At 33.5% G+C, this 26,934-nt stretch carries 26 protein-coding genes and 1 pseudogene; 3 read left to right on the forward strand and 24 right to left on the reverse strand.

Features of this window, described 5'->3' with window-relative positions:
* Positions 1-56 precede the first annotated feature (56 nt).
* The 4 genes from AC1RP4_RS00075 to AC1RP4_RS00090 all read right to left on the reverse strand — a co-directional run bounded on the left by AC1RP4_RS00075 (position 57) and on the right by AC1RP4_RS00090 (position 4,284).
* Complete coding sequence (locus AC1RP4_RS00075) at positions 57-1,109, reverse strand: WxLIP family cell surface protein (protein WP_481761124.1); 1,053 nt, start codon at positions 1,107-1,109, stop codon at positions 57-59.
* Between the two features lie 67 nt (positions 1,110-1,176).
* Positions 1,177-1,752 (reverse strand): WxL domain-containing protein, encoded by a 576-nt coding sequence (locus AC1RP4_RS00080; protein ID WP_481761123.1) that lies wholly within the window; start codon positions 1,750-1,752, stop codon positions 1,177-1,179.
* A 741-nt stretch (positions 1,753-2,493) separates the two neighbouring features.
* Positions 2,494-3,123: an SDR family oxidoreductase gene (locus tag AC1RP4_RS00085; RefSeq protein WP_481761122.1), complete on the reverse strand. Its 630-nt coding sequence runs from the start codon at positions 3,121-3,123 to the stop codon at positions 2,494-2,496.
* Between the two features lie 132 nt (positions 3,124-3,255).
* Positions 3,256-4,284: a galactose-1-epimerase gene (locus AC1RP4_RS00090; RefSeq protein WP_481761121.1), complete on the reverse strand. Its 1,029-nt coding sequence runs from the start codon at positions 4,282-4,284 to the stop codon at positions 3,256-3,258.
* A 332-nt stretch (positions 4,285-4,616) separates the two neighbouring features.
* Here AC1RP4_RS00090 and AC1RP4_RS00095 point away from each other — a divergent pair, with 332 nt between their 5' ends.
* Positions 4,617-5,093 carry a nucleoside 2-deoxyribosyltransferase gene (locus tag AC1RP4_RS00095; RefSeq protein WP_481761120.1) on the forward strand — a complete coding sequence of 159 codons (477 nt, stop codon included), beginning with the start codon at positions 4,617-4,619 and terminating at the stop codon, positions 5,091-5,093.
* 340 nt (positions 5,094-5,433) lie between these two features.
* On the opposite strand, the gene AC1RP4_RS00100 is transcribed toward AC1RP4_RS00095, so the two are convergent.
* From AC1RP4_RS00100 to AC1RP4_RS00125, 6 genes and pseudogenes are all read right to left on the reverse strand, one after another.
* Positions 5,434-5,637, reverse strand: coding sequence for a hypothetical protein (locus tag AC1RP4_RS00100; RefSeq protein WP_481761119.1), 204 nt, complete (start codon positions 5,635-5,637; stop codon positions 5,434-5,436).
* 24 nt (positions 5,638-5,661) lie between these two features.
* A complete protein-coding gene (locus tag AC1RP4_RS00105) occupies positions 5,662-6,741 on the reverse strand; it encodes a lactate oxidase (RefSeq protein ID WP_481761118.1) in 1,080 nt (359 codons plus the stop codon).
* Positions 6,742-6,892: 151 nt separating this feature from the next.
* Positions 6,893-7,510, reverse strand: a complete 618-nt coding sequence (locus AC1RP4_RS00110; protein ID WP_481761117.1) for a flavin reductase family protein — start codon at positions 7,508-7,510, stop codon at positions 6,893-6,895.
* A gap of 6 nt (positions 7,511-7,516) precedes the next feature.
* Positions 7,517-8,149: an alpha/beta hydrolase gene (locus tag AC1RP4_RS00115; protein WP_481761116.1), complete on the reverse strand. Its 633-nt coding sequence runs from the start codon at positions 8,147-8,149 to the stop codon at positions 7,517-7,519.
* A gap of 2 nt (positions 8,150-8,151) precedes the next feature.
* Positions 8,152-9,114: pseudogene (locus AC1RP4_RS00120) on the reverse strand (ring-cleaving dioxygenase).
* A gap of 105 nt (positions 9,115-9,219) precedes the next feature.
* Complete coding sequence (locus AC1RP4_RS00125) at positions 9,220-10,059, reverse strand: LysR substrate-binding domain-containing protein (RefSeq protein ID WP_481761115.1); 840 nt, start codon at positions 10,057-10,059, stop codon at positions 9,220-9,222.
* An 84-nt stretch (positions 10,060-10,143) separates the two neighbouring features.
* Between AC1RP4_RS00125 and AC1RP4_RS00130 the strand changes: the two genes are divergently transcribed.
* Entirely contained in the window at positions 10,144-11,154 is a 1,011-nt protein-coding gene (locus AC1RP4_RS00130; RefSeq protein ID WP_481761114.1) for a YeiH family protein, read from the forward strand.
* Positions 11,155-11,216: 62 nt separating this feature from the next.
* Here AC1RP4_RS00130 and AC1RP4_RS00135 read toward each other — a convergent pair whose 3' ends face one another.
* The 10 genes from AC1RP4_RS00135 to AC1RP4_RS00180 form a co-directional block, all read right to left on the reverse strand.
* Positions 11,217-11,945 carry a Crp/Fnr family transcriptional regulator gene (locus AC1RP4_RS00135; protein WP_481761113.1) on the reverse strand — a complete coding sequence of 243 codons (729 nt, stop codon included), beginning with the start codon at positions 11,943-11,945 and terminating at the stop codon, positions 11,217-11,219.
* Between the two features lie 127 nt (positions 11,946-12,072).
* Positions 12,073-13,017 (reverse strand): carbamate kinase, encoded by a 945-nt coding sequence (gene arcC / locus AC1RP4_RS00140; RefSeq protein ID WP_409021884.1) that lies wholly within the window; start codon positions 13,015-13,017, stop codon positions 12,073-12,075.
* Between the two features lie 28 nt (positions 13,018-13,045).
* Positions 13,046-14,470 carry an arginine-ornithine antiporter gene (gene arcD, locus AC1RP4_RS00145; protein WP_481761112.1) on the reverse strand — a complete coding sequence of 475 codons (1,425 nt, stop codon included), beginning with the start codon at positions 14,468-14,470 and terminating at the stop codon, positions 13,046-13,048.
* 153 nt (positions 14,471-14,623) lie between these two features.
* Positions 14,624-15,640 (reverse strand): ornithine carbamoyltransferase, encoded by a 1,017-nt coding sequence (argF, locus tag AC1RP4_RS00150; protein WP_481761111.1) that lies wholly within the window; start codon positions 15,638-15,640, stop codon positions 14,624-14,626.
* Positions 15,641-15,664: 24 nt separating this feature from the next.
* The gene (gene arcA / locus AC1RP4_RS00155; RefSeq protein WP_409021880.1) at positions 15,665-16,900 is read right to left on the reverse strand and encodes an arginine deiminase; all 1,236 of its coding nucleotides are present in this window, start codon (positions 16,898-16,900) and stop codon (positions 15,665-15,667) included.
* Between the two features lie 220 nt (positions 16,901-17,120).
* Positions 17,121-18,683: a YfcC family protein gene (locus AC1RP4_RS00160; protein WP_481761110.1), complete on the reverse strand. Its 1,563-nt coding sequence runs from the start codon at positions 18,681-18,683 to the stop codon at positions 17,121-17,123.
* A 262-nt stretch (positions 18,684-18,945) separates the two neighbouring features.
* Entirely contained in the window at positions 18,946-20,058 is a 1,113-nt protein-coding gene (locus AC1RP4_RS00165; protein WP_481761109.1) for an aminotransferase, read from the reverse strand.
* A gap of 195 nt (positions 20,059-20,253) precedes the next feature.
* Entirely contained in the window at positions 20,254-21,354 is a 1,101-nt protein-coding gene (locus tag AC1RP4_RS00170) for an NADH-dependent flavin oxidoreductase (protein WP_481761108.1), read from the reverse strand.
* A 70-nt stretch (positions 21,355-21,424) separates the two neighbouring features.
* Positions 21,425-21,802: a MerR family transcriptional regulator gene (locus AC1RP4_RS00175; RefSeq protein ID WP_481761107.1), complete on the reverse strand. Its 378-nt coding sequence runs from the start codon at positions 21,800-21,802 to the stop codon at positions 21,425-21,427.
* Positions 21,803-21,894: 92 nt separating this feature from the next.
* Positions 21,895-22,323, reverse strand: coding sequence for a CopY/TcrY family copper transport repressor (locus tag AC1RP4_RS00180; protein ID WP_481761106.1), 429 nt, complete (start codon positions 22,321-22,323; stop codon positions 21,895-21,897).
* 256 nt (positions 22,324-22,579) lie between these two features.
* Between AC1RP4_RS00180 and AC1RP4_RS00185 the strand changes: the two genes are divergently transcribed.
* Positions 22,580-23,827: a dicarboxylate/amino acid:cation symporter gene (locus tag AC1RP4_RS00185; protein WP_481761105.1), complete on the forward strand. Its 1,248-nt coding sequence runs from the start codon at positions 22,580-22,582 to the stop codon at positions 23,825-23,827.
* Between the two features lie 102 nt (positions 23,828-23,929).
* On the opposite strand, the gene AC1RP4_RS00190 is transcribed toward AC1RP4_RS00185, so the two are convergent.
* The 4 genes from AC1RP4_RS00190 to apf all read right to left on the reverse strand — a co-directional run bounded on the left by AC1RP4_RS00190 (position 23,930) and on the right by apf (position 26,763).
* Entirely contained in the window at positions 23,930-24,796 is an 867-nt protein-coding gene (locus AC1RP4_RS00190) for a TMEM175 family protein (RefSeq protein WP_481761104.1), read from the reverse strand.
* Between the two features lie 33 nt (positions 24,797-24,829).
* Positions 24,830-25,282, reverse strand: a complete 453-nt coding sequence (locus AC1RP4_RS00195) for a hypothetical protein (protein ID WP_481761103.1) — start codon at positions 25,280-25,282, stop codon at positions 24,830-24,832.
* Positions 25,283-25,320: 38 nt separating this feature from the next.
* Positions 25,321-26,010: a YjjG family noncanonical pyrimidine nucleotidase gene (locus AC1RP4_RS00200; RefSeq protein ID WP_481762165.1), complete on the reverse strand. Its 690-nt coding sequence runs from the start codon at positions 26,008-26,010 to the stop codon at positions 25,321-25,323.
* Positions 26,011-26,145: 135 nt separating this feature from the next.
* Entirely contained in the window at positions 26,146-26,763 is a 618-nt protein-coding gene (gene apf / locus AC1RP4_RS00205) for an aggregation-promoting factor (protein ID WP_481761101.1), read from the reverse strand.
* Positions 26,764-26,934 lie beyond the last annotated feature (171 nt).

The raw sequence follows: 26,934 nt of genomic DNA on the forward strand, positions 1-26,934 counted from the left end.
CGACAAAAAGACGCCTAATAAAAATTAGACGTCTTTTTGATTACCATTCATTTTGATTACTTATTTTCTAGTGATTCTTCCTTATCTTTTTTTCTTCTTTTTAAAATAATAAAAAGTAAGAATAAAACTAATAAAATTAATAAAGCAATAATACCAATAATTAACCACAATAACCAAGATATATGAGGCTCTGCTGCCTTATTATCTGATTTAATCTGTTTAATATTGGCTTTAGTAATTGTAAATGAATTCGTTGCTTTCCAAGATTTATTATTTCCGGTAACGGTATAATGGACATCATATTTACCAGCGATTAACTTGGCTTTAGTTAAGTCTAATGCATAGCTAAATTTAGCGTTGGGTGCAAAATCAACGTCCTTAATTGTTTTGTCATATAAAACAGTACTACTACTATCTTCTGTAATAGTTGCTTTAATTGTTGTTGGTCCAATCACAATGGGTACATCATTTTGCATATTTGTTTGTAGTGAAACTTTATTAAATGCGTTCAATACCACTTTAGAATCGCCAATTGTCATTTTGGGATTAGGATTATCGACCGTTTCAGATTCTCTAATGACTGCTTGAACAACGTACGCAAATCGATTAGTAATTGAAATACCTTTTCCTTTATTCTTTTCCTTAATAACTTTTTCTTGTACGTTAAAGCCACCTAAAATAATACCGGAAAATGACGTAGCGGGTGTTTTCACTGTAAACGTAACTGTTGCTGTTTTTTTAGGTCCAACCACAACATCTTGTTTTTTTGAGACAAGTTCTGAAAATTGATACTTAGCAGTCGCTGGCTTTTTTACATTTGTCTTATCATAGACAATTAGTCCATTCGTATTTGTATATGAACTATTAGGGCTCACAACAATCGTTTTAGTATCGTTTTCTAAGTTCTTAATTTTCAATGCCAATGTCTGTGTTGAGTTAGGGTTCATTTTAATATCAAATTGTGCTGCCTCTCGATATTGATTAGCAGGCGTTACTTTGGCTACCGTAAACCCGGCACTATTAGACTTTGCATAGACATTGGTCGATACAGTAATAAGTGTGACTATCGCGATAGCTAAAAAGCTTAAAACTATTTTTCTTAATTTCATTATTTCGATTCTCCTTAAAAAAAAAGACTGCCTTAGGCGGTCTTTTTTCTGTTACGTTTTAATTAGCTTAGTTAAAAGCTGCTGCACTAGCATTTCCTTGAGTTGCAGTCCATGTTAAATCAGCTGAAGTTGTTGCAATTTTAGTATTTTTACCAAGTTTTAATGTTGCACTATTGTCAGCATATGACAATGTTGTAGCACCAGCGCCTGTTGTAGCTGTCGCGACAGGAGCTGCAGCACCAGCTGGTGTTAAAGTAGCAGCAGATGCTGTAGCATCTGAGTCTGTTTTAACTGTAGCAGATGCAAGATCTAATGAGCTAACCTTAACTTCAGCATCAGCCATCACACCTAATTGTGCAGTAACATTCCAACCACTATCTGTACCTACGTAATCGGCTACATCTAAAGCTTGAGAAGCATCTTTTGCGCCAGTTGATGTAATATCTGTACCAGTCGTAACTAATGCTTCATTTAGTTTTGTTGTGAAACTGAACGATGGTGCACCCGTTTGAGTAAAAGTACCTGCTTCAATGTTTAAACTAGCTGTACCTTTACCATCTGTTGAATCCGCTGAAACACTTGAGCCAACAACTGCTGTTGAACCAAGTACTAATGCTGCAATTAAAAATAAATTCTTTTTCATAATATAAATTCCTCCCATTTATTGATTAAGCCAATGCTTGAAAAGGGGACGTTGACCTTTACCTAATAGTACCATATAATTTACATAAGATTCAACTGTAATATTATCAGAAGAAACTCTATGATTAAGTCCATATACGCCAATTAATATAGCGTTTACATGTTATTTACAAGTATTTTTTTAGGTTTAATTTTTTCAAACCATTTACTGAAAGTGTACAATCAATTTTTAAATAGAATGATTCCTACCTACCCCCACTTTATAACCATTAAAGGTAGAGCCTTTAGTCATTAATAACCTTTTTTTAAGTTAACTAGAATTTAAGTGTTACTATCAATTATACTTTAAGTCCGCTTATTAAAAAGATTCGATTATCCTAGTTCAAACAAGCTCAAATGGCGGTACGCTTACTTTTTAAGAAAAGCCAACAACTTCTAATGAAATTGATTTCAGCTCTTCTAATAAGACGATTTTCGATTTACCCTCATCAAGTCTTAGTGATGGTACAACAAGTTCTGTAATTAACAAATCTTATTATTATGCAAAACTAACTTTAGATTTTACAACTTCAATTTTTGATACGACAGGGAAATATAATTACGATTCACTCTGGGCTATTTCACCAACTAAAGATAGCGGTATCGTAAATGAGTCAACTAAATAATTCTAAATAAAAAAGGTTTACTCCGTTAAGTAACTAACTGAGTAAACCTCTTTTTTTGTGTCGAAATTTCTAATTATTTACAGGACATCTTTGATATCTGTATCCCCATCATGCATCGTAATTACTTTTCCGATTGTATTATCATGTGCGATAACTGAAACTAAGACGTCTGCCACGTTTTCAAGTGAGTTAGAGCCCGCTTGACCATCATTTAATGTTACTTTACCAGTACCTGGCTCATCTACTAAGGTGCCTGGCTGAAGAATTGTATATTCTAATTGCGTATTCTTCATTAGCCAATTATCAGCATAAAACTTAGCAGTCATATAATCTCTTAATGATGAAACTTCAATTTTTTCTCTATCCAAAGAGTAAACGGAACTCAACATTACAAAACGCTTAACATGAGCTATTTCAGCTGCTTCCATCGTTTTAACTGCCCCATCTAGATCAATCTTCATTAAGTCTTTGCCGCCAGAACCAGCAACAAATAATATGGCATCAACAGCCTGCATATTCTTGACTAATTTATCTATACCTTCTAACAAATCAACATAGACATAAGTAATATTACCTTTATCTAAATTATCTGTATGTCTTGAACCCGCCAAGACTTGGTAACCTTTATCAGCTAATTTACTTGTTACTTTTTGGCCAATTCGACCATTCGATCCAACAACTAATACTCTTTTTATTTCTGTCATCATTTATACACTCCTTCGTTTTATCCTGACTAAAGTCTACATCTTTCTCGACTAAAATGGTATGACTTACACTCGTAAGTTAACGACAAAAAGACAGTCACTATTTTTACCATGACTGTCTCAGTTGATTACTAATTAATTTAATTTAAATTCTGTAACTGTTTTGTACGTATCGCCTACACGTAAAACAATATCACCAAATTCAGGGAATTGTTCAGATCCAGGTGCTGATTGTGTTTCAAATGTAATTGCTGCATGATTAGCTAATTTTTTACCATGCATAATTGGCGTTACTTCACCAAAGTTAGCCGTGAAGATAACTAAACTTGTTGCATCAGTTGAAACTGAGACAGAAACTTCTTTATCTGGACTAACTAATTTTGCTGATTCTTTACCAACTGCAGGATTATTCAAGAAAAAGGGATGATCGATACCATTAACTTGATTTTTTTGAGCAAAATCACTTGTGAAAACGTCATGTAATGTCTTAGCTTGACGGAAATCGTAAGGCGTTCCATCAACAGACATCTTTTTACCTGTTGGAATTGAATCGGGTTCTAATGGTGCAAACTTATCGCTATCTACTTGTAATAAATTGTCATCTATTGTTTCTGTGACGTCACCCATAACATTAAAGTAAACATGATTTGTTGGATTATATAGTGTATCTTTATCCGTTTTAGCAGTCGTTTCAAGATGCCAAATGTTATCATTATTTAATAGATATTTTACATCAATTGCCATGTTTCCAGGGAAACCATGTTCGCCTTCTGGGCTATCTAAATGAAAAATAACAGCTATTTCATTTTCGTTTTCACTTATTTTATACGTCCACTTTTTAGTATCAAATCCTGGCGTACCACCATGCAATGTATTTGTACCTTCGTTAATTTGCACTTGGTAGCTTTGATCATTAATGTTGAATTTACCATCTTTAATACGTCCAGCAACACGACCAATTGAAGCGCCAATAAAACTATCTTTTTCTAAGTATTCATTTGCTGAATCAAATCCAAGAACAATTTCTCGTTTTCCAGTACTTGTGGGTACCTTGAGGCTAACAATTCTAGCCCCTAAATCTGTGAGTGATAATTCAAACCCATTATCATTTATAATCGTTATTAAATCATAGTCATTTCCAAAATCCTTTGTTTTAACTTGCATATTTATCTCCTCCGCTTACTGTATTTGTCCATTCTTATTAATACTAGTCCATTTTAATTAGATATTCAAGAAAGCGTTTACTTTTTTATTGAATAATTACCTTTATTTTACTGAAAATGACATAACCAACCTTTATTTCTGTTATTTCTCTAAAATGTAACGTCATTATAAGCGAATAACTATAATAAATACAAATGTATAGTTCGTTTTTTGTTATCATGTTTATGGAATATTATGTTTATTTATCATTAAAAGATTAATAGCCGAATTATTAATTGATTTATTTTTTAATTATTAGTATACTTACATTATTAATATAAAAGGAGTTTACAATGACAAAAAAACGCGTTTATCTTGCAGGACCCTTTTTCACTCCAGAACAAAAAGAACGATTAGATTTGGTAGCCGATCTCCTAAGTAAAAATCCAACAATTAACGCAGATGCAATTCATCTTCCAGGAAACGTTCAATATCCAGATGCGGACTTCGGCACATTTGAATGGCAAACAGCTACCTTCCAAAATGATATTCGCCAAATTGATCAAGCAGATATCGTTGTTGCAGTTCTTGATTATCAATTGGAAGAAAACAATGATGAAGCTGACTCAGGTACTGTTTGGGAATGTGGTTATGCTCATGCCAATCGCAAACCTGTTATTTTAGTTCGCCAAAATAAAGGTATTCCCTTAAATCTAATGCTTGCTGGAAGTTATACAGCAATGTTTGATGGTTTAGAAGATATCCAAAATTTAGCAACCTACGATTTTAAGGTTTTACAAAATAAGTATGTTGATTTATCAATTTTTTAATTGATCCAATGTTTCACGTGAAACAAAAATACTCTATGCTATAAATCTTTTAAATCGGATTTAAATACAGTAACAGATATTATTTTTATATTTCTAGTACTGTATTTTTTTCTCTCACAAATTGAAGCACCAAACAGTTAATAATATGAAAGAACTTATTAACTAACGACTTATTATGTTTGCTAGTTCAATAACAAACGTATTTCTTATAAATTAAAAAGTATGACCCAATAGAAATATAATTGGGTCATACTTTAGTATCTTAAATACTATTTAAATGCCTAACATCATTGTTACTATTTAACAATAGTTAACAATGAACCGTTTTCATCAATAAAAATTATCCTCGTGCTAATAATAAGTTAAATAAACCGCCCATTGTTTTATCCGATAATTCGATTTCTTTACCAGCTTCTGTCACTTTAGTAATTTCATAATAATCTTCAAATTCGGGTACTTCTAATTCCATCATCGCAACAAAAGCAGCAGCTGTTTTGTAAGTTGCTTGTAATTCTTCTCCATGAATGTAATTAATAACTAGCATAATTGTATCCCCTTATTGTTTTCTTTAAATAAGTTCCGTTTTTTTTATATCATCAACCGTTTTTGTTCCAGCTAATTGCATATCAATTGTTAATTCCTTAGCTAAATGTTCAAAGACTGATTGAACGCCTTTCGCACCACCCAAATGAAGCCCATAAACCATTGGACGGCCAATGGCAACGACATCCGCCCCACTAGCAAGCGCTTTAAATATATGTGAACCACGACGAACGCCACTATCAAAGACAATTGGCACTCGTTTATTGACCTTCTTAGCAATTAACTCAAGAACATCAAACGATGCAGGTCCGCCATCTAGTTGCCGACCGCCATGATTTGAAACCCAAATACCTTTAGCTCCAGCTTCAATAATAGCATCAACATCCAATGGTGATTGAATACCTTTAACGAAAACGGGTAAGTCAGTATAATCAGAAATACTCTTAATATCTGCTAAACTCAATGTTTGTTTAGCATTAGCATAAATAGCTGCGATTCCTTGTCCTTCACCTTCACCATATTCAGCTAAATTAGCCATTGGTTGAGGGAAGATAAATTTATTAATACTATCAGCTTCACGATTACCACCTAGTGTTGAATCAGCTGTTAATATGATAGCCTTCATCCCCACTTCTTTGGCTTGATCTAATAAAAAATGATTAAATTTATCATCTTTACTCATATACAATTGGAAAAATTGAGGTCCACCAGTTCCTCCATTATATGTTTCTGAAATCGTTTTATTTGAATACGTACTAAGCGACATAATTGAACCAACTGCGGCCATCCCCTTAGCAGTATCAATTTCACCTTGTTCATGGGCTAGCCCCTGTGCCGCAACTGGAGCTGCTATCATTGGCATTTGTAAATCAATACCCATAAATGTTGTTGATAAATCCGGATTTTCGATATTTTGTAAAACTCGAGGTGAAATTTGCTTATGATTAAATGCACTTGTATTTTCGCGTAACGTCCATTCATCCTCAGCTCCACCAGCAATATACCCAAATGCACCCTTTTCCATACGTGCTTCCACTAATTTTTCTAATGATTGAACATTGGTGATTTCAATCGAATGTTCTTCTTGACTTGCTTGATATCCCATAATTGTATCCCCCTATACTATTTATACTTGTAGTGTAGCCCTTAATAATAAATACTGTCATCAATAACACTTACTATATGTCAATAACGGCTATATAATTATTCAATCCATACAACAATGGCTAATCAAAGAATTACTAATTTGATATTAACTATTTTGGTCGAATTAATTTATATTGCTCTCCTAAGTTAGCGTATTCTGGTCCAGCCAGCCTCGCCACTGGATCTAATTTTTTAGCATTAATATACATTTTTTCTTTATCCAAAACATCATCTTCTATGTGAAAACAAACCACTTCAAGAATAAATAAATCCGTAATAATCTTACCATCATCCATAATAGGAACATACTGGTTCAATATAACTTCAAACCTCGCTTTAACACCATCAATCCCTGGCACCAATACCTTATTACTAGGAACCGTTGTTAATTTCAATTCGGAAACTTCACTCTCGTCTAGTCCAAAACTAGCAGCGCTCTGATTAACAAATTCCATTAATTCACGTGTTGGTAATTGGACCACAGCCTGTTTCGAACTAACTAAATTAGCCGCGGTGTGTTTCATTTCACCATTTCTACGTCGATTAATTGATATCGACATTAATGGCAACGTATCCGATACAACACTAAAAAAACTAAACGGAGCTAAATTAATTAGTCCCGTCTCATTTACAGTAGTAACCCATGCTATGGGTCTCGGAATTAATGTACCAGACATTAATTTGTACTGATTTTTAGCCGATAATTCGTTACTATTAAATGAAATCATCTTATATTATTCCTCAATTTTTAATCTATTGGTCTTATCTAACCATTGTTTAGCATTCCGTAATTCTAATTCTGAAATTTGATGTGATTGTTCAGCCTCAAAACTGGTAAATTCAATATTAAATTCTCGACAAAACTTCTTTAGTTCATCAAAATTTGATTTTGAAACAATTGGATCTAAAAATCCATATGAACCCCAAATTTTAATATCACTTAAGTCGACAGTCGCTTTAATATTTTCCGATAACACCATAGGATGTAGTAAAACAGCTGTTTTAAATAGTGCCTGTTCCGTTAATAATGAATGGAAGGCAACGTTAGCCCCATTAGAATAACCTAGGACAATTAATTTTTCTGGATCAAAAGCGTACTTCACAGCTAACTCATTAATTACAGTCATTAACCAATTTGTCTCTACAGATAAACTATTTAAATCGAAATCACCATCCGGTAAATGTGCAAAATAGCGTGTTAAACCATTCTCTATTAACCGTCCACGAATGCCAATTTTAGGACTATCTGGAGCCAAAAAATCTGCAATTGATAGTAAATCTGATTCCGTTCCACCAGTTCCATGCAACATTAAGATTGTCGCATTGCCAACCCTACCAGCTTTATAAGATGTAATTGCTTCTGCCATATCTATAACTTCTTGTCTGAATTGAAATTAACTAAGTGAGCTTCAATATCTGCACGTTGGTCTTCTAAAAATGGTGGTAACTCTAGGTGAATACCAGCTTCTTCATATGTTTCATCTTGCAAGAATCCAGGACCATCCGTTGCAATTTCAAATAATACACCTTCACCAGGACGGAAATACTCTGATTTAAAATAGAATCGGTCAACAAAACCTGAATCACGAATACCAACTCTTTGTATTTGTTCAATCCAATAGTTTAATGACTCTTCATCTTCTGTCCTGAAAGCAATATGATGAACTGTTCCATATGCTTGAATCTCATTCGGTAAATCTTGGTCTTCTTCGATAATAATTTGTGCGCCATGTCCACCATCGTTCAATTCATATAATGTACGTTGATTTTCTGTGGCAATTTTATCAAATCCCAATAATTGTCTTAACACAATATCCATACGTTCTGGATAATCCACTGTAATAATTGTTGTTCCTAACCCATTAATTGCGAACATCTTGGGAACCGGACTATATAATTAAGGTGTCCCAGCTTCCACACCATGATTACGTTCGTCAGAAATTAATTGATATTGCTCATGATCAAAATCATAAAAATTCATTGTTTTACTGCCAAAATTCATTTCAATTTCATCATGTTTAATATCATAATCGTCAAATCGTTCTGCCCAAAAATCTAGGGCATCATCGCTAGGAACTCTAAATCCAATTCTCGAAATACCATTTTTTCCTTTTGTGCCTTGAAATAAACCCGGAAAATCAAAAAAGGTAATATCGGTTCCTGCCGATCCCATATCATCCGTAAAGTATAGATGATAGGTTCTAACATCATCTTGATTTACTGTTTTTTTAATTAAATGTAATCCTAATATTTCTGTCATAAAATGAAACATTTTTGGTGAACTTGAAGTAATAGCTGTAATATGATGTAATCCTAATAATTTAGTGTTCATGATTGATACCCCCAATTTATTTAATAAACTTAAATTATCACACTTACTAAAAGTAAGCAATTTATTTAACCTAATTATTTTATACTTAAGTCTGATAACCTTAATCTATACTTTAGAAGATTCATTTATTAAACAAGTTACAAATTCTTGAATTGGCTTTGGTAGTTCGTTTCTTCCAACAAGGTAGAATTCACGCTGATACTGTTTTGATAGTACTTTGACTGGTATCTCTGGGTAATCAGTCAGTGCAGTCTGTGAAACAATTGATTGCCCTATACCTTGTCTGAGCAATTGAATAATTAATGAATTACTTTTAATCGTCATGAAGTGCTCTAACGTTAAATTATTTGCTTTTAAGTAGTTAATTGAATAATGATAAACACCTGATCCATGTTCTCTAAGTAACCACGGCTCATCCTCATTACCAGCCCAAACTAATTGATCAGTCGTCAACGAGTAACGTTTAATATTCTTCTCAGTCAACGGTTTTTCAATAAATCCAAAATCTAACTTATGTTGCTTTAATTGTTCCATAATTTGTGATGAATTAAGAACGCTAACTTCTAATTCTAATCGTTTTAGAGATTCCTTATTTTTGCGTAACAGGTCAGGTAGTAAGTATGCTGCAGTGGTGTGTGAGGCAGCTATTTTACAGGCAATTTTCTGATCAGTTTTTTGATGTTTTAAGGCAAATAAATCTTGCTGCCATAAATCTAGTAATTGCTGTGTTTGCTGGTAAAGTAGCGTTCCACTCTCGGTAGGTACAATTTGTTGTCGGCCATTTCTTTCAAATAACATAACACCTAATGTTTCTTCCAATTGCTTAATTTGAACTGAAATCGTTGGTTGTGATAAAAATAGTAGTTGCGCACTAGTAGTAAAGTTCCTTGTTTCATAAACTGATTTAAAAATTTCTAAATTTTTAAAAATATTAACCACTTCCATTCGTTTTATTAATAGTACTTATTATAAAGATTTATTTTATTAATTAAAAGAAATCAGCTATAGTTAAAGTATTGTTTAGAGAGGATGATCATATTGAAAAAAATAACTAACTTACTACCAGGATTTATCGTTGCCTTACTAATTGGGCTTGCCAGCTATTTTATTGCTAAACTTTGGTTGCCCATGTTAGGTGGTGCAACTATTGCTTTATTCATTGGAATCATTTTAGGTAATACTGTTCTACATCAACCCACACTAACGGCCGGAACTAAATTTTCTGAGAAACGTTTATTAGAATACTCAGTTCTTTTGTTAGGTGCGACTATCACATTTCAAAGTATTAAAGAAATTGGTTTAAATGGCTTACTTTTTACTTTTCTTCAAATGAGTATCACAATTATTTTTGCAATTTGGCTAGGTAAAAAATTAGCCTTTGGTGAAGGTACTTACTTATTAATGGCCGGTGGAAATGCTGTCTGTGGTTCATCAGCCATTGGTGCAATTGCCCCAGTTATTGATGCTGATAATGAAGAAACTGGAATTTCAATTACGTTAGTTAATCTAATGGGAACCATTTTAATGTTAACATTACCTATTATTGGAACCCTCCTCTGGGGTGGTAACAATGTTTTCAGAGGTGTCTTAATTGGTGGAACTGTGCAATCTGTTGGGCAAGTAGTTGCAAGTGCAACTATGCTAAATCAGGATGTCATCGTAACTGCTACATTGTTCAAAATATTAAGAATTATTTGTTTAGTATTTGTTATTACTATTTTTAGCTATTTACACAGCAAGAATCAACCTACCCAAAAAGCGTCACAAGTAACAACAAAAAAATCAACTTTAGTTCCTTGGTATGTTATTGGATTTTTAACACTTTGTGTCCTTAATAGTTTACATTTTTTACCTTCACGAATTGGTGAAACTGCACATTTTCTAAGTACATGGTGTGAAATAATCGCCTTAGCTGCTATTGGCCTTCGGTTAAATTTAAAATCACTATTTAGTCAAGGCAAGCGTTTATTACTTTATGCTGGTGGTATTATGCTTGTTCAAGTAGTATTAGCAATCGGTTTAATTACAATTTTATTTTAAAAAAATAATCATATGACCTGGCCATAATATGCCAAAGTCATATGATCATTTTTTTATTCAGATTATAATTTAAAGATGCGTTCTTGCCGGTCAAAACTCTGATCAGCAAACCAACCTTCCAACAATGTTAATTGCTGCCGTTCAAAAATGATTTCCTTATTTTTAGCCAAGCACTTAATCACATGTCCGGCTGTTTCACGAGTAGTCCCGCTAACTAACGCTAGCTCTTTAATCGTGACACGATAAGGAATAACGACATGCTTTTCTGTGAAATCAGCACCTAATTGTTCTGCTAAAATATTGATAGCTTGTACAATTCGATCATGAGCACTAGACGTTACCATTCTTTGCACTTGATTCTCTGTAGCGCTTAGAATTGTTGACATCTCCCTTATTGATCGAGTAGCCATCAGAATATTTTGCTTCAATATCCGTTCAACTAAGGCCATTGGGAAATAGACGATTTGTATATCCGTCATGGCTCTCGCTAAATAAGGGTAATTTTTATCACTTAGTAAGCCTCGATACGGAAATCCTAAGTCATTTTTGATATATGAATAAAATCCAAAGTCGCCATCAATATCAAATCGTTCAACCCGTATTACGCCTTCTATTAAAAAATAAAAACGTGTACGTTGATCATTTTCGTCAAAAAGAACCTGACCTTTTTGGAACGATTTGATACTCATGTTGTTCATTAGTAAATTGGCTTCTTCATCAGTAAGTGCTTCAAAATCTGATAATTTTCTTAAATACTGCATATATTGGGGTACTGCTTTAATTTTTTGCATTGTTTGATCCCCTCCACTAATTACTAACTCCCTAAACTCTCTCCTTTATCATTTTAACATGGATATTCCTTGGCCACAATTTACCTTACAACTTTGTTAGCTAGTTCAGCTTAACTATCGCTTTTTATTAACCTTTTACGATAACTGTCCCAGCATCATTATCTAATAATTGACTGATGTTTTCTAAAGATGTCACAATTGCGCGACCCTTTTTACTTGCTTCAACGAATTCAATCGCAGCTTCAATCTTAGGTAACATACTACCTTTAGCGAATTGATCTTCTTTGATATATTCTTTTAATTCAGAAACAGTTACCTGTTCTAATTTTTCTTGATTAGGTTTATTGAAGTTAACATAAACATTATCAACACTCGTCAAAATAATAAGTAAATCAGCATCTACCAATTCAGCTAATTTTTCTGAAGCGAAATCTTTATCAATAACAGCTTCTACGCCATGTAATTTACCGTTTTCTTCAACAACAGGAACACCACCGCCACCAACAGAAATTGAAATAACACCATTTTCTGTTAATTGATCGATTGTTTTGTATTCTTTAATCCCAGTTGGACGTGGTGAAGGAACAACACGACGCCATCCACGACCAGCATCTTCAACAAATGTCATCTCTTCATGTGCAGCCATTTCTGCTTTAGCAGCTGTTTCTGAATAGAATGGACCAACTGGTTTAGTTGGGTTACTAAATGCAGCATCATTTTGATCAACGATAACTTGTGTCACAATAGTTGCAACTTCTTTATTGATTCCTTTTTCAACCAATGCATTATCCAATGCATTTTGCATCCAATAACCAATACTTCCTTGTGTCATTGCAACACAAGTATCTAATGGTAAGGCTGGGTTCTTTTCAGAAACTGCAGCTGCTTGTTGAAGTAATAAGTTCCCAACTTGTGGACCATTACCATGAGAGATAATTAATTTATCCCCTTTTTCAACAAATTTAACAAGATATTCAGCTGTTTCTCGCAATGCTTTTTGTTGTGCCTCAGCACTAGCATCCTTTGATAAAATAGCATTTCCACCTAAAGCAATAACAATTTTTCTTGACATATTAATCGACTCCTCATTTTTTTATTTATTAAACAACCATTTTTCCTGAAGCAATTAACCAAATACCAATGCAAGCACCAATAATTATAACCAGGGTTATACCTATTTCGCCTTTTGATAAGAATTTTTCACCTTGTGCTACTCTTGCTTTCCCATAGAAGTAAATCCCTGGAATGTAAGCGATTAAACAGAGTAATAAATAACTGATACCGGCCATAATAATCCCGGCAACTTGGAATAATAGCGCAATTAAACCATATACTAATTGTGCTTTATTGCCTTTTTCATCAATATGTTGAATTGAGTATTTAACTTGATACATCGCAACTAAGATATAACAAACAATAATTGAAGCTGTACATAGTGAATAAGCAAAATTATAAGCCTTATCTGTGAATAAAAGCGTGAAAAGGAATAATTGTACTAATCCGCCTGTTACGATTAAAGCAAAAGTTGGTGCTTTTTTATCATTAACTTTACCAAAGTAACCGGGTAATAATTTACTTTTGGCCATTAATAACATTGTTTCTGCTGGAAGCATTGTCCATGATAACCATGCACCCAAAATTGAAACAATTAAGCCAATACCGATAACGTAACCACCAACTGGTCCAACCATTTCAACAGCAATATATAACATTGCTGGTTGATGAATTGAAGCTAATTGTGCTTGTGTCAAAATACCGTATGGTAACATTGAAGCTAAAACGTAAACGACTAATAAACTAATTAAGCCAATGATTGTAGCCTTACCTGCATCAGATTTCTTTTCTGCACGAGAAGACAACATTGATGCCCCTTCGATACCTACAAAGACCCACATCATAACCATCATACATTTTTTAATTTGTGAAGCGACATCGCCAACAACGAAGTTATGACTCATTGTGCCCCAGAAGTTAGCTGTAAAAATATCGATCTTGAATAAGAATATAGCAACAACAATAAATACAAAAATTGGAATTAATTTGCAGACCGTAACAATCGCATTGATTGCTGCTGCACCTTCAATACCGCGATTAACAAAGTATGTTAATCCCCAGCAAAGGATACTTGCAATTAAAATTGAAGGTAGATTTTGTCCTGATTTAAAGATAGGGAAAAAGTAACCAACCGCACTCATCAAGATTGTAGCGAATGCAACGTTTCCTAACCAAGCAGATAACCAGTAACCCCAACCACTGATGAATCCAGCGAATGGTCCAAATCCTTTTTCTGCATAAGTAAAAATACCTTCTAAATCTGGTTCTTTATTTAATAAGTTATTCAATGAAAGAGATAACATCAAAATACCAATTCCGACAATTACCCAACCAATTAGAGCAGGACCGGGTGAAGATGCATTGGCTAAATCAGAGGTTAGTCCGAAGACCCCACCACCAATAGAAGAACTAATAACTAACGCGACTAGCGCCATTAAACTAATTTTTTTAACTGTATGTTTTTCGTCCATAATTTAACTGCCTACTTTCTTTATTAAAAATAAAAAGGGACCTAATCTAAAGTCTTGCTCCAGATTAGTCCCCCTAATGACAGCCTATTTTTTTGCAGAGACACTTCCCTGTTAAGTTACTTTCACCGTTAAAAACAAACTATCATAATGTTATTAAACGCGTGGAATGAATAAGTTTCCTGCAGTTGCAGCCATAATTGCTTTGATTGAATGCATTCTGTTTTCTGCTTCTTCAAATTGACGCGCATATTTACTACGGAATGCTTCGTCAGTAATTTCCATTTCTTTAACACCATATTTTTCGAACATTTCTTTACCATATTCAGTTTCAATGCCATGGAATGCTGGTAAACAATGCATGATGATCATATTTTCATTACCAGTCTTTTTAACCATGTCCATGTTTAATTGGTATGGTTTCAATGTGTTAATACGTTCTTCGAATTTATCTTCTTCACCCATTGATACCCAAACATCTGTGTAAAGAATATCTGAACCTTTAACCCCTTTATCAACGTCTGAAGTAATCATGTTCTTGCTTCCTGATTTTTTAGCAAATTCAGCAGCAAATTTTTGAACTTCTTCAGTTGGTTGTAATGAGTCAGGTGCAACGATATGAATATTTACACCTAACATTGATCCAGTTACCAAAAGGCTGTTAGCCATATTGTTACGGCCATCCCCAACGTATGTTAATGTGATGCCTTTTAATTTGCCAAAGTTTTCTTTAACAGTCATAAAATCAGCAATCATTTGTGTTGGATGCCATTCATCAGTTAAACCATTCCATACAGGAACGCCTGAGAATTTAGCTAATCCTTCAACAACATCTTGGCTGAATCCACGGAATTCAATACCGTCGAACATACTACCTAATACTTTAGCTGTATCTTCAACTGATTCTTTTTTACCTAATTGAATATCATTTTTTCCAAGAAATTCAGGATGAGCACCTAAATCAACTGATGCTGTTGTGAAAGCAGCACGTGTTCTTGTTGAATTTTTTTCAAAAAGTAAGGCAATATTCTTACCTTGAAGATATTTATGAGGGATTCCACGTTTTTTCAAATCTTTTAAATGAATTGAGAAATCGATTAAATATTCTAATTCTTCTGGAGTAAAATCTTTTTCTGCTAAAAGACTGCGACCTTGAAAGACTGTGTTTGACATATTAATTTCCACCTTTTTTAAATTTTATTTTTTTAAGTCTTCACGAACGATAGGCATACTCATACAACGTGGACCACCACGACCTCGTGATAATTCGGCTGAAATAACTTCAATAACTTTAATTCCATAACTTCTTAGGACTTCATTTGAAACGTAGTTACGATTATAAGTTACAACTGTATTAGGAGCGATTGCCAATGTATTTGAACCATCATTCCATTGTTCACGAGGTGCAACTACTGCATCGCCGTTACCAACTGGAATTAAGATAAGTTCTGGTACTTTTAAGACTTCACGTAAGACATTTTGTAAGTCTGTACGATGTGAAATGTTAATGTGGTTATCTTTACCTGGTTCTAAGATAAATGTATCAACGTTTCCGCCATTATCTTGGATTCCTGGATGAATTGTAAATTTATCGTAATCAATCATTGTGAACACTGTATCCAAATGCATCATTGCACGGTTATTAGGGATTTTAATTGCTAGAATCTTATCAAAGCCACTGTGTTTTGCAAATAATACTTGTGCTAATTCTTCGATTGAACGAGCTGAAGTACGTTGCGAAATACCAATTGCAAGAACGTGGTCGTTTAAAATTAATTCGTCTCCACCTTCCATACGGTCGAGATGGTTACGACTACGCCATACGTTTACGCCTTTATTAGCAAAACGTGGATGGTATTCCATAATGTATTCCATAAATAATGATTCGCGACGACGTGCAGCGAATGTCATACGGTTAATTGTTAAACCATCACCCATTGATGCTGCTGGGTCACGTGTAAAGTAAAGGTTAGGCATTGGATCCATAAAGAATGGATAGTCTTCAGAAGAACTTAAATCAACTAAAGCATTTGACTTGTAATCGATTTCATTTGTTCTAACGCCAGCCATAATTTTATCAACCATATCTTGTGTTTCCATTGAAAGTAAATATTCTTTCAATGCAGCATGGAGTGTGCTAGAAACTAAACCTGATTCATCTAACATTTTTTCCAAGAATTCTTCTTTTACATTTCCTGCATCTAAAGCTTCTGCAGCCAATGTTTCAAGATAAATTGTTTCAACGCCATTGTCTTGCAATGTTTTTGCGAAAAAATCATGTTCTCTTTGAATTTCAGGTAAGTATGGAATATCGTCAAATAAAAGACGACCCATGATATCTGGTGTTAAGTTTTCAACTTCTTTACCGGGTCTCTTTAACAAAACTGTTTTAAGAGTTCCGATTTCTGATGTTACGTGTACTGGACTTGTCATAATGATTACCTCCCATATATTTATTACATGCATAGCATAACAGGAATAATTAGCCTATATTAGTAAACGCTTACACCTATAATGTGAACTATTTCTCATTATGAGGATTCTTACGGTTCAATATCGTATATTACATTTATAAAACGCTTCCACTACCGTGTTTTTAAAATTATTAAATGAGAAACATTAAAAGTACATTATTTTTATGATAATTCTTACTTTAATAAATTAAGACTTGTAATACTAAGAGTGCACCACCAAATAATAGAACAAAGACAACGACGGGCCAAACGAATTTTACCCAGTGCGAATATCTGATATTTAACATTTGAAGTGTTGCCATAACTAACCCTGTTGGTGCTAAGAAAAGCATTGCATACTGTCCAAATTGATAAGCAGAAACGACAATAAATCTTGGAATATCTGCAGAATCAGCTAATGGCGCAAATATTGGCATTGCTAAAACGGCTAATCCGGATGAAGAAGGTACGATAAATCCAAGGAAGAAGAAAATAACCATCATGATAATTATGAAAATTGGTCCACTTACGCCAACAACTAAAGATGACGCATATTGAAGAATGGTATCTGAAATCAATCCTTGATTTAACACGATATTTATCCCTCTGGCAAGTCCAATAATAAATGACACCCCAACTAAACTAGATGCACCACTGACAAAAGCATCAATGACACCCTTTTCACCTAGACCATCTCGACCTGTACCTGTTAAGAACATAATGGCGATAGCAAATACCAAGAATGAAGATGCCATCGTTGGGAACCACCAACCTTTTGCCATAACGCCCCAAACCATGATTGGGAATGTCACAACAAATAATAATAGAATAATTTTCTTACGAATAGTGAAAACTGATTTATTACCACCTTCACCTGAAGATACTGACCATAATCGATTAAAGTCTTTACTATCTTCATAAGTAATTGAAGCTGTTGGATCATCCTTAACCTTTTTACTATAACGTCCTAAATAAATAATTAAGAAAATAGACCCGACAATCAAACCAACAATCCGCCAAATCATACCTTGCGTAAAATCAATTCCGGCTGCATTTGACGCAATAACAACTGAGAACGGATTAATCGTAGAGAATGTGGTCCCAATAGAACTGGATAAGAAAATTGCCCCCACGCAGACTATCGAATCATAGCCCATCGCGATAAATACTGGTACCAATATTGGATAGAAGGCCACTGCCTCTTCTTCAATCCCGCAAAGAGTTCCGCCTAAAACCATTAAAATTGAAACAAAGAAAATTGATAAAAATTCATGACCTTTGGTTTTCTTAGTTAGCGCAATTAAACCTGATTCAAACGCGCCGCTGACTTTAACAACACCAATTAAACCACCCAGGACTAAAATAAAGACCATAATATCTACGGCTTCAATTGTCCCGTTAACCATACTATTTGTGATATCAGCTGGTCCTGCCGGATTTTGCTTCAATCGCTGATATGTATTAGGTATTGATACTGCTGCCGTAATACCACCTGATGTAAATTGTTTAATATCAATTTTGACATGAAGTTTATCCAATTGATTTTGTGTCGCAGGAACTTTTTTTACATTCCCATGCGCATCGGTAATTTTTAATTCCGTACTTGCCTGATCATAAGATAATTTAGAGTAAGAGCCCGCTGGAATAATCCATGTTGCCATAACTGCAACAATCGTTAATATAAATAAAATAACAAAAGCGCCGGGCATTTTTAACTTAAATTTCTTTTTAGGTACCTTTTCCATTGTTGTCGTTGAATCCATTATAATTTCCTCCTTTAATTGTTTTATACCAAATAGATAGCGGCGTTATCCTTTTACTGTATTTTTATCATGACACCCTCCTCTGCCGGTCGTTTCGCTTGGAGTATATCAACAGTCTACAGTTTCTGGTGTGAAATCGGTTACATTAAAAGTGTGAACCAGCTCACACTTTTTGATTTATCATCTAATTTTACTTTCCACAAAAAGAGAGATAAAAAGTAACTTGTAAATCTACTTTTTATCTCTCTTTGATGCACTAAACTTATTCATGTAATGCTTGTGACAAGCGTTTTAATCCTTCTACTAAAACGGATTCTTTAGCACAGTAACCTAATCTTGCATGTCCTGGCACACCAAATCGGCTTCCAGGTACTAATAAAACCCCATAATCTTTTAATAATTTTTGACAAAATTGTTCATCATCTTCAATTGTTTCAAATTTTATAAATGAAGTCGAGACAGATTTTGGCACTACTAAGCTAACTGCTGGCTCATTTTCCACCCAATCACTTAAAATTTTTAAATTTCGTTTCACAATTTGTCGATTTCTATCCAATACTAATTCTTTATTTTTTAAAATATGAACAGCCATTTGGTCATTAAATACACCTGCACAAATCATCGTATAATCACGGTATTTTCTAAAAATATCTGTAACAGCTGGACTAGCAACCGTCCAACCGATTCTAATACCGGGAGTTGAATAGGTTTTTGATAAACTATTCGTCGCAATACCTTTGTCATATAAATCAACAATTGAACTTACGTCCGTTGTATCATCTAAAGGTAAATAGACCTCATCAACTAATACATATGCGCCGACTTCTTTTGCAATTTTAACGATTTCAGTCATTAGTTTAGTTTCAATTACTGTTCCCGTTGGGTTATTCGCATTATTTAAACAAATCATTTTAGTATCTGGTCGAATAATTGCTCGTAATTCATCCAAATCAGGCATCCATTGATTTTTTTCAGAAATATTCCAAAAATCGACTTCAGCTCCTAATGATTTAGGAATATCATAGAGTTGCTGATAACTAGGATACATAGAAATCACATGATCACCAGGTTCAATCAACGCGTATAGTGCCAGTTGATTTGCTCCTGTTGCACCATTAGTTTGTAAAACTTGTTCCGGCGAAACCGCTTTATAAAGTTTGCTAACCTCTGCTTTAAAAGCTGGGGACCCCTCAATCCAACCATAATTCATCTTTTGTGCATCTAAATCACGATAAAAATCCTGACCATTTTCTTGACCAATATTTAATAATTCGTTCATTGTCATCGATGAAACCGTTCTTTGTGCAATATCATACGTAGCTTTAGATTCATAGACATTTAACCACTCTTCAACGCCAAATCCTGCAATTTCCATAAGTTATCATTCTCCAATCTATATTATTTGTCTTAACGTCCTAAATAATAACAGAAATTAAAAATTAAGCCAGTGTCTGTTTAAATATATTAAAATGACAAATCTGAACTTTTAATTTTATAACATAAAAAATCTGTTGCCAGTAATAGGTTTTCCTATCATCAACAACAGATATTACAGTTTTTAATAAATTATCTAATCTACTAAGGTAAATCCAAATGTGCTACCCAGCGCTTGGATTTTTTTTAACATTAACTTAGGGATACTAGGATCACTCATCGATAACGTTAATTGCCATTTTTCTTGATTTAGCAAATTAGGATTTGCAACTAATGCTGACCCAACAGCAACTAAATCTAATCCCGATTTTAATGCTGTCGTTGCTCTATCAAAAGTATTTAATGAGCCGGCTGCCACGATTGGTACCCGTTGATTAACTAGTTGAGAAACTCTTTGAATATAGGGTTCACCACCCTTTGGACCATCAGTTAACGCATCACCCAACGAAAGGTGCAAATAACTCACCTGTTTAGCAACTAAATTCGTTATCAAAGCTTCTGTATCTTCTAATTTAAGACCATCTGTTTCACGTTCTTCAAGTGTAATTCGGTAACCGATAATAAATTCTTTAGTCGTATTTTCATCAGCCACTCGTTGAACTTCATCAACTACTGCCATAGCAAATCGTAATCTATTTTCTAATGATCCGCCCCACTGATCAGTCCGATGATTATAGTGTGGTGAAAGAAAATTTTGAATTAGAAATCCATGGGCACCGTGAATTTCAATACCATCAAAACCTGCTTGAATTGCACGTTTAGTTGCTGTTCCGAAAGCCTTTATAACTTGTATTAGCTCTTCTTCTGCCAATTCTCGAGGTGTCTGTGCTGGAGCAAATGGTGTTTTTGGTGCTGGTACTGGACTCGCACTAACAACGTCATGATTTGTAATTAATTCTGGTAATGCCTTATTTCCAGCATGATTTAATTGTAAGATGGCCTTTGCCCCACCGGCCTTAATAGCTGTGGCTAACTTCGTCAAACCTGGTATAAATCGATCTTCATAAACACCAATTTCATGATCAAATCCAACACCATTTTCTTGTACATGGCTCGAACCTGTGATAACCATTCCGACCTGTTTTGCACGTTGTTCGTAATAACTAATTTCTGCTTCAGAAACTGTTTGATCATCGTTACTTGCCCATGTTGTCATAGGTGCCATCACAAGTTTATTTTGTAGGGTTATTTGTTCATTTAAATTGAATTTTTTTCGTAAGTTAATTTGCTTAATCATTATAAAATGTTCCTCCTATATCTAATATAGGTTTATAATAAACCTTCAAGTCGACTTGAAGGCAAGCTTTTTATTTATCGGTCATTTTTAACATCTGTTTTACATGATTTTCGTACGTTTCAATTTTATTATCTAAAAAATTATAAGTATCTTGCATCGCCGCGATTTGTTCACCTAATAATCGTTGCTGTTTAATCAAAATCTGTTTACGTTGCTCTTCAGTGGCCTCACCTTGTTGCGTTAGGTCAGCATATTCTTTTAAAATGTTGATTGAAATCCCCGTTTGACGCATATGTTTTGCAAAATTAACCCATTCTAAATCGATTTCATCATAGTCCCGATACCCGCTTGTATTCCGTGATACAGTGGGAATAAGTCCTACTTCCTCATAATATCGTAACGTCGCAGTCGGTAAATCAAACTTCTCACTTACTTTTTTAATATTCAAAATCAAACACTCCTATTCTCATCTTTTTTAATCTCATTAGACAATTAAGATAAAGGATCAGATTAAATTTTATAATGTTTCACATGAAACATTTACATCATTTTTTCAGCTAAGCAGTTACATTCAACCATTTCTGGTGCATTTTTACTTTTTTCATCAATCACACTTTGTAGTTTCACAATATCTGATTGGCTTAACTCAACTTCACTTAATAAATCGGCAATTGTTGAGCCAATTTTCATTTGGCACATATGTTCAAATAATAACTGACTAACATGATCCATCGTCGTTTGTTCTTCTATTAGGGGTTTGTATATGAATGCTCGGCCCTCTTTATCAGCAGATAATGCACCCTTTTTTACTAATCGACCCAATAATGTTTTTATTGTTGGCATTTGCCAATTCTTTTTTTCTTTTAAATTCTTAAATATTTCATTACTAGTACTCTGACCTAATGTCCAGATAACACGCATAACTTCCCACTCAGCGTCGCTAATTTCAATTATTTTTTTATTATTCATTAGTATTGCCCTTCTTTCATTGGTCTTATGATTACAATTGTAAACTAATGTATTTAACCCGTCAATAAGCTATCTTTCAAATTAGTATAATCGGTTAAATACTCATTATTAACTAATACTATCTCATTTTTTAATATTGATTAAACTCATTTGTTTTTGCATATTATTCGTTTCCTTTTTTTAACTTAGCTTTTAAACAAAACAATTGATATACTAGTGTTTATGACTTTAGACTAATTATTTAAGGGGATTTTTTATGACTACTTTTTTTAATCGCTACAAAACATCTTTATTATTACTCTCGGGTCTAATCATAGGTGGGATTGTCGGCTTAATCTTTAAAGAACAAGCTGCTGTCCTTAAACCTTTAGGAGATCTTTTTCTAAATCTAATGTACATGATTTTAGTTCCACTTGTTTTTTTCAGTATTTCATCTGCCATCGCAGAAATGTCTGAAATGAAACGACTTGGTAAAATCATGATTACAACATTAATTGTCTTCCTAACAACGGCTTTCATTGCTGGTGTTATTGGGTATATCGGTGTTCGTCTCTTTAACCCTATTCACGGCGTCAACGTTGATACGATTAAAGGTTTGATGGGTACTGTTAAAGATACATCAACAAAATCATCTGGTTTAGAAACATTAGTTAATACATTCACCGTTAATGACTTTTATCATTTATTATCAAAAGATAATATGTTACAACTAATTATCTTTTCGATTTTAATGGGTACAGCTGCTTCAGCAACCGGTAAAGAATCTAGTGTATTTACAAAATTTTTATCAGCTGGAAACGTAGTAGTTATGCGGATGGTTAAATATGTGATGATCTACGCGCCAATTGGTTTAGGTTGTTTCTTTGCCAATATTATCGGTAATTTAGGACCTCAGATTGCTGCCGGATATTTGCGCAGTTTCATTCTTTACTTAGGTATTACAGCTTTCTACTTCTTTGTGATGATGAGTTTCTATGCATTTATCGCAGGTGGCAAAGCCGGTTTTATGATTTTTTGGAAAAATGTCTCAGCTCCTGCTGTTACAGCAATTGCAACAAGTTCTTCAGCTGCATGTATCCCTGTTAACCTAGAGTATTCTAAAAAAATGGGCGTGAGCGAAGATATCGCAAATACGATCATCCCATTAGGTGCAAATACGCACAAGGATGGCTCTGTTATTGGTGGCATCTTAAAAACAACATTTTTATTTGCCGTTTTTGGTAAAGATATCACGAGTTTAAATAATATGATTATGATTATCTGTGTTTCATTCTTGGTTGGTGTCGTGATGGGCGCTATTCCAGGTGGTGGTATGGTTGCCGAAACCTTAATTTGTTCAATCTTCGGTTTCCCAATGGCTGCTCTTCCATTAATTCTAATTATTACAACCATCATTGATATTCCCGCAACTTTATTAAATTCAACAGGAAATACTGCTACTGCAATGCTTGTTACGCGTTTCGTTGAAGGTAAAAATTGGTTAAAAGATTTTATGGCACAATAATAATAACAATCCCCCTATATTAGATACTGAAATATCAGTCTAGTATAGGGGTTTTTTGTAATTAAAAACTGCCCTTTCCAAAATTGGACGGACAGTTTACTATTAATCATCTTCTCTACTTAATTGGTCTCTACCATACTTTATATTTTTTCTTCGCGTATTTTGTGAATCCTCAAATGCTTGACGATATTGACGAAACCATCTAAGTATCGTTCCTTCACTAACGTCGAGTGCCTCTTCAGCATCCTCTGTAAAATTCTCCCACGCATCAGGATCTTGTTGTTTTATTTCTTTTCTAAGTGTCGTAATAATTGGTTTTAATTTTTCTCTATCTTCAGGTGTCATCTCTAAGAATGCCTCAGTACCTTTAGGTTCCATTTGACTAATATTAGTAAATTCACTGTTATCTGCACTATTAGTAATAAATGAACGAATTGGTATGATAATAAAAAAGACTAACGTTATTTTAGGGAAAAACCAGCCTATAAGAATTAAAGCTAATATTAATAATCCGGTTTCTGTGTTATGTCTGCCATAAATGGTTACATATACTTTTTTCATATCAGATTTTTCTGTATATTTTTGATGAATAATTTCTTTTACAATTTCCCTGAATAGATAAATAATTAACAAATATAAAACACCATACATTGTAACCGTTTCTCTGACAGTATCACTTGTCATTAGTCGTGTGAAGGTTGGCATTAACGATAAAAGCATCATTAAGATTAAATCCATCACAATTATTTTATTTGGTACTTCATTTACTTCCGAAAATGCGACCGCATGTTGATACCAGATATTAGCAACAAAACAGAAACTAACAATAAAGATTCCAATGGCTTGAAACAAACCAACAAAGTTAATCTCCCCATTTTTTATCTCAATTGGCATCTCTAATACCATAATGGTTATAATAATGGCTATAATCGCATCACTTAACGTATCCAACCGCTCTTTAATTTTCATATGTACCTCCTTTAAAATACTGCTATATTTAACCTATTTTTTTCTTTTTTTTAGTCGTTCTTCTCGTAAGGCTAATAATTTTGCAGTCGTTGATAAGGACATCGATATTAAAATAAAAAATAAACTAGTTTTGATAACTACTGTTGGTAATGCCCCTCCAACTGATTTAATAACAAGCGTTGATATTGTTAAAAAAACTGTGAAAAAATTTAAAATAAGTAAACTAATATCATATTTTCCCTTAATTTTTAATAAAATATGAGAAAAATAGAAAAAAGCAATACTAATTATCATAAATAAACTATAAATTATAAAAAAGATAATAATAAATACGACTGGTTCTGCTTTTGCAATCTCCATAAAGGAACGATCCGTTGCTATTTCTGACACTGATAAAACTTGTGAAAATAAAAAATAGGTAGCAATCACAAAAATAGCATACGTAATAATCTTTTTAACATTTTTCATCATTTTAGCATCTTTCATTATTCACCATTCCTCTAATCCAAGATTTATAATTATTCTTATATTATATTATTTATGGCTAACAGATCATCAATTTCGTAGGTCGCTTTTATTGATGTCTTATTTTTAATGTTTTTCGGATTGTACCAGACAGTATCAACGTGAACATTGTTCCCACCTTGAATATCTGATGTTAAAGAATCACCAATAATAAGTGCCTTATCGGGATTAAATCCAGCAATATGGTCAAAAGCATAGTTAAAAAAGCCAACCGTTGGTTTTTGATAACCCGTCATTTCCGAAACAAATATTTGCGGAAAGTACTTATCTAACTTTGATTCTGCTAATCGTTTATACTGCATGTTTGCAACGCCATTGGTAATAATCGACAATTGATAGTTAGCTGTATCTATTGATGCCAATAATTCATCTGCGCCCATCATTTTTTCATGTCCGGCAGACAGATTATCTTGATACTGTTTAGCCAACTCTTTACCATCAACTACTCTATTAAACTGTTTTTTGAAAAATATCGCAAACCGATTTTCTAATAATTGATCCCGCTTTAAATTACCACGCTCATATTGGCGCCATAACTGCTGATTAAATTTCAAATAATTTTGTTTTATTTTATCATCTAATGTTATTTTTTGCGTTAAAAAAAGCTTTTCTAGTGCAGCTTTTTCAGTTAACCCAAAATCAAGTAACGTATCATCAATATCAAATAGTAAAAATTCGTAATTTTTCAATTCAATTCTCAACTTTCATTCATGTAATTTAGTTACTGGACATTATCATTTTAACATAAGATTTAAAGTAACAAAAAAGCTTTGAATAAGGAATTATATCCCTATCCAAAGCTTCTTATTTTTATAATTTAAATTTTAGTACCAACCGTTTGATAACCAGAATGATTTTGCAGCACTCCATGAACCATAACGACTTGTTACGTAATTGTTAGCTACTTTTTCTTGGTTTGCAGCTGAGTAATCACCATTTAAATATGATGAACTTAATTGGTATTTACCAATATATTGGCCATTTCTTGCTGAGTATGAACCACCAGATTCTTTGTTAGCAATCCATGCTTTAGCACTTGATGAATCAGTAGTGCTTGCAGTTGCTGTTGACACTGTACTCTTTGGTGCAACTGTTGTTGCTGCTTTAGCAGGAGTTGCAGCTGGTGTTGCTGCCTTAGTAGTTGTTGTATTTGTTGTTGATGCTGTATTTGCTGTTTTAGCAGCTGTATCAGTATTGATTGTTAATTGTTCACCAACATAAATTAAATTAGCGTTACTAATTTTATTTTCTTTAACAATTGCGTTAACACTGACATCATTAGATGTTTTGTTAGCGTAAGTTGCTGAGATGTTATTTAGTGTATCACCTGATTTTACAGTATATACATCAGCATCTGCTGCTTTAACTGCAAGTCCAAGACCTGCTGCTACTGTTGCTACCATTGCTACTGAAAATTTTGTCATCTTTTTATTTAATTTCATTATATTTAGTTCTCCTTTTAAGTTAAACGTTTTTATTTATTTTTTTCTTATTTATCTTACGAGGTTCATACTATCAGTTAGTTTTTACATAAGCATTTCAGTCAAATATCATTATCTTGAAATAATGTAATAAATATCATATTCCGTAATAAATGTAAAATAAATCAAATA

Source organism: Dellaglioa sp. CoH-56-MRSF-10, from assembly GCF_056782175.1.